Source organism: Trueperaceae bacterium, from assembly GCA_031581195.1.
Lineage (GTDB): Bacteria > Deinococcota > Deinococci > Deinococcales > Trueperaceae > SLSQ01.
This window is the reverse complement of sequence record JAVLCF010000183.1, coordinates 1-2,759: the sequence shown is the minus strand read 5'-3', so window position 1 is coordinate 2,759 and position 2,759 is coordinate 1. Positions and strand designations below refer to the sequence as shown.

Genomic DNA, 2,759 nt, shown 5'->3' with positions numbered 1-2,759 from the left:
CCCTCAGACCATCGGCAGCGTGTTCAACGCTTGGATGGACACCTGCCCCGCCAACGCCCGCGCGGCGTGACGGAACGCCTGCGCCTGTTCACCGTCGGGATCGGACAGCACCAGCGGAGCCCCTTCGTCCCCCGACTCCCGCAAACGACGCGAGATCGGCACCTGCCCCAGCACCGGGACGTTCTCCTCGTCCGCCCACGCCTGCGCGGCGCCCTCGCCGAAGATGTAGTCGCGCGTCCCGTCCGGCAGCGCGTACCAGGACATGTTCTCCACGACCCCCAACACCGGCACGTGCGTCTTCTTCATCATCGTGTGGGCGCGCCGGACGTCCACGAGCGACATCTCCTGCGGCGTCGTCACCAGCACGGCGCCCGAGACCGTCGCCAACTGCGTGAGCGACAACTGCACGTCGCCCGTCCCGGGCGGCAGGTCGACGATCATGTAGTCCAGGTCCCCCCAGACGGTCTGCTGCAGCATCTGCTGCAGCGTGCCGTGCAGGATCGGACCGCGCCACGTGAGCGCCTGACCGTCCTCCACGAGGTTCGCGACGCTGATGATCTTGATGCCGTGCGCCCGCAACGGCAGGATGTTCTTCTCGTCGTCCGCCATGAGGCGTTTGCCCTCGACGTGAAACATCTTCGCTTGCGACGGCCCGTAGATGTCCGCGTCGAGCAGGCCGACGGACGCGCCCTCGAGCGCGAGGCTCGCCGCGAGGTTCGCGGCGACCGTCGACTTGCCGACCCCACCCTTGCCGGACCCGACCGCGATGACGTGCTTCACGCCCGGCATGGAGGGCGTCCCGCCGTCGCGCACCTGCGCCCCGAACTCGAGGTGGATGCGCTCGACGCCGTCGATCGCGCCGACCGCCTCCTTGACGTCGTTCTCGATCTGCGCCTTCATCGGGCAGGCGGGCGTCGTGAGGTCGACCTTGACGTGCACGTCGCCCCCGTCGAGGGCGACGTGCCCGACCATGCCGAGGGAAACGAGGTCTTGGTGGAGTTCCGGATCCTGGACCGTGCCGAGCGCGCGCAGCACGGCGTCTTCGCTGAGGCTCATGCGGCGCAACGTAGCAGGCCCCACGGTTCGGTGGGCGACCCCGGCCGACACGCCCGCCGCCGGTCCGGCGCCGCGCGCCGGTCGGGCGGGTATCCTCGCCGGCGTGGGACGCAGCCTCGTCGTCGTCGATTACGGATCGCAGTACACCCGCCTCATCGCCCGCCGCCTCCGCGAGCTGGACGTGTTCAGCGTCATCGTGCCGCCCACCGCCACGGTGGCGGACGTCCGCGCGCACGACCCGGCCGGCCTCGTGCTGTCGGGCGGACCGCAGAGCGTCACCGACGCCGGCGCGCCGGGCCTGCCCGACGGCCTGCTGGACCTCGGGCTTCCGACCCTGGCGATCTGTTACGGCATGCAGCTCGTCGCCCGCGACCTGGGGGGCGAGGTGCGCGCCAGCTCCGTCCGCGAGTACGGCAAGGCCGACCTGACGCACTACGACGGCACCCTGTTCGACGGGGTGCACGGGCCGTTCACCGCCTGGATGAGTCACGGCGACAGCGTCGTGCGTCCGCCCGACGGGTTCACCGTCACCGCCGCGACCGCCGACACCGAGGTCGCCGCGATGGAGGACGACGCGCGCGGCCTGTACGCCCTGCAGTTCCACCCCGAGGTGCGCCACACCCCCAAGGGCCTGGCGCTCCTCGAGCGGTTCGTGGAGCGGACCGGGGTCGCGCGGGACTGGACCCCGCGCGCCATCGTGGACGCCGCCGTCGACGAGGTCCGCGACGCGGTCGGCGACGGGCGCGTCCTGCTGGGGATCTCCGGCGGCGTCGACAGCAGCACGCTGGGCGTGCTGCTGCACGAAGCGCTCGGCGACCGGCTCGAGGCGGTGTTCGTCGACACCGGCCTGCTTCGCATGGGCGAGGTCGACGAGGTGAGTCACGCCCTGCGCGGCCTCGGGGTGCCGCTCACGGTCGTCGACGCCCGCGCGCGCTTCCTGGAGGCGCTGGCGGGCGTCACCGACCCCGAAGCGAAACGCAAGGCGATCGGCGCGACGTTCATCGACGTCTTCGAGGCGGAAGCGAAACGCCTCGAAGCGGAGCACGGCCCGATCGACTTCCTGGCGCAGGGCACGCTGTATCCCGACGTCATCGAGTCGGCCGGCGGCGAGGGGGCGGCCACCATCAAGTCGCACCACAACGTCGGGGGGCTCCCCGAACGCCTCCGCTTTTCGTTGCTCGAGCCGTTCCGGACGTTGTTTAAGGACGAGGTGCGGGAGGTCGCCACCACCCTGGGCCTCCCGAAGACGATCCGCGACCGCCACCCCTTCCCCGGGCCCGGCCTCGCGATCCGCATCCTCGGGGAGGTCACCGAACCCCGCCTGGAGGTCCTCCGCCGCGTCGACGACGTGTTCGTGCGCACCCTCCGGGAGACCGGCCAGTACGACGAGATCTGGCAGGCGTTGGCGGTGTTGACGCCGCTGCAGTCGGTCGGCGTGATGGGCGACGACCGGACGTACCTGCACACGGTCGCGCTGCGCGCCGTCACCAGCGTCGACGGCATGACCGCCGACTGGGCCCGCATCCCGCACGACGTCCTGGCCGAGATCAGCAACCGTATCGTCGGACAGGTGCCCGAGGTGAACCGCGTCGTGTACGACGTCACCAGCAAACCGCCCGGCACCATCGAGTGGGAGTGACCCACGCGCCGCGTGCCCCCGCGCGGACCGTCCCCGCCCCCCGGGCGCGGACACCCCGCTCGCG

At 71.7% G+C, this 2,759-nt stretch carries 2 protein-coding genes; one reads left to right on the top strand and one right to left on the bottom strand.

Features of this window, described 5'->3' with window-relative positions; translation table 11 throughout:
* Window positions 1-3 precede the first annotated feature (3 nt).
* Window positions 4-1,056: an Mrp/NBP35 family ATP-binding protein gene (locus RI554_11200; GenBank protein ID MDR9392580.1), complete on the bottom strand. Its 1,053-nt coding sequence runs from the start codon at window positions 1,054-1,056 to the stop codon at window positions 4-6.
* 103 nt (window positions 1,057-1,159) lie between these two features.
* Between RI554_11200 and guaA the strand changes: the two genes are divergently transcribed.
* Window positions 1,160-2,695, top strand: a complete 1,536-nt coding sequence (guaA, locus tag RI554_11195) for a glutamine-hydrolyzing GMP synthase (GenBank protein ID MDR9392579.1) — start codon at window positions 1,160-1,162, stop codon at window positions 2,693-2,695.
* Window positions 2,696-2,759 lie beyond the last annotated feature (64 nt).

Coding starts and splice junctions, on each gene's coding strand:
- RI554_11200 (MDR9392580.1), bottom strand. CDS start 1,056: ATGAGCCTCAGCGAAGACGCCGTGCTGCGCGCGCTCGGCACGGTCCAG.